The sequence below is a fragment of the Streptomyces chlorus genome, assembly GCF_042655885.1.
GTDB classification, from domain to species: Bacteria; Actinomycetota; Actinomycetes; order Streptomycetales; family Streptomycetaceae; genus Streptomyces; species Streptomyces chlorus.
On sequence record NZ_JBHSOA010000143.1, the window covers coordinates 1 to 1318 of the forward strand.

The 1318-nt window shown below is 68.7% G+C and carries 1 protein-coding gene; it reads left to right on the forward strand.

Features of this window, described 5'->3' with window-relative positions; genetic code table 11:
- The coding region (locus ACFPZI_RS36940; protein ID WP_381371543.1) for an acyl-CoA carboxylase subunit beta at window positions 1–1318 on the forward strand (1318 nt) is incomplete at both ends.

Here is a 1318-nt window from a genome sequence, read left to right on the forward strand (position 1 = left end):
CGGTTCGGAGCGTGCTGTGGAGAAGCAGCACGCCAAGGGCAAACTGACGGCCCGTGAGCGGATCGATCTGCTGCTCGACGAGGGGTCGTTCGTCGAGCTGGACGAGTTCGCCCGGCACCGTTCCACCAACTTCGGGCTGGACAAGAACCGTCCGTACGGCGACGGCGTCGTCACCGGGTACGGCACGGTCGACGGCCGCCCGGTCGCCGTGTTCTCGCAGGACTTCACGGTCTTCGGCGGGGCGCTGGGCGAGGTGTACGGGCAGAAGATCGTCAAGGTCATGGACTTCGCCCTGAAGACCGGGTGCCCGGTCATCGGGATCAACGACTCCGGCGGCGCCCGGATCCAGGAGGGCGTGGCCTCGCTGGGCGCCTACGGCGAGATCTTCCGCCGCAACACCCACGCCTCCGGGGTGATCCCGCAGATCAGCCTGGTCGTCGGCCCGTGCGCGGGCGGCGCGGTCTACTCCCCCGCGATCACCGACTTCACGGTCATGGTCGACCGGACCTCGCACATGTTCATCACCGGCCCGGACGTCATCAAGACGGTCACCGGTGAGGACGTCGGCTTCGAGGAGCTGGGCGGCGCCCGCACCCACAACTCCACCTCGGGCGTGGCCCACCACATGGCCGGGGACGAGAAGGACGCCATCGAGTACGTCAAGCAGCTGCTGTCGTACCTGCCGTCCAACAACCTCTCCGATCCCCCGGCGTACCCGGAGGAGGCGGACCTCACCGTCACCGACGAGGACCGCGAGCTGGACACGATCGTCCCGGACAGCGCGAACCAGCCGTACAACATGCACACGGTGATCGAGCACATCCTGGACGACGGCGAGTTCTTCGAGACGCAGTCGCTGTTCGCGCCGAACATCGTCACCGGGTACGGCCGGGTGGAGGGCCGCCCGGTCGGCATCGTCGCCAACCAGCCGATGCAGTTCGCCGGCTGCCTGGACATCACCGCCTCGGAGAAGGCGGCCCGCTTCGTGCGCACCTGCGACGCCTTCAACGTGCCGGTCCTGACCTTCGTCGACGTGCCCGGCTTCCTCCCCGGTGTCGACCAGGAGCACGACGGCATCATCCGGCGCGGCGCCAAGCTGATCTTCGCGTACGCGGAGGCGACCGTCCCGCTGATCACCGTCATCACCCGCAAGGCCTTCGGCGGCGCCTACGACGTCATGGGCTCCAAGCACCTGGGCGCCGACCTCAACCTGGCGTGGCCCACCGCACAGATCGCGGTGATGGGCGCCCAGGGCGCCGTCAACATCCTGCACCGCCGCACCATCACCGCATCGGACGACGCCGAGGCCACCCGCGCC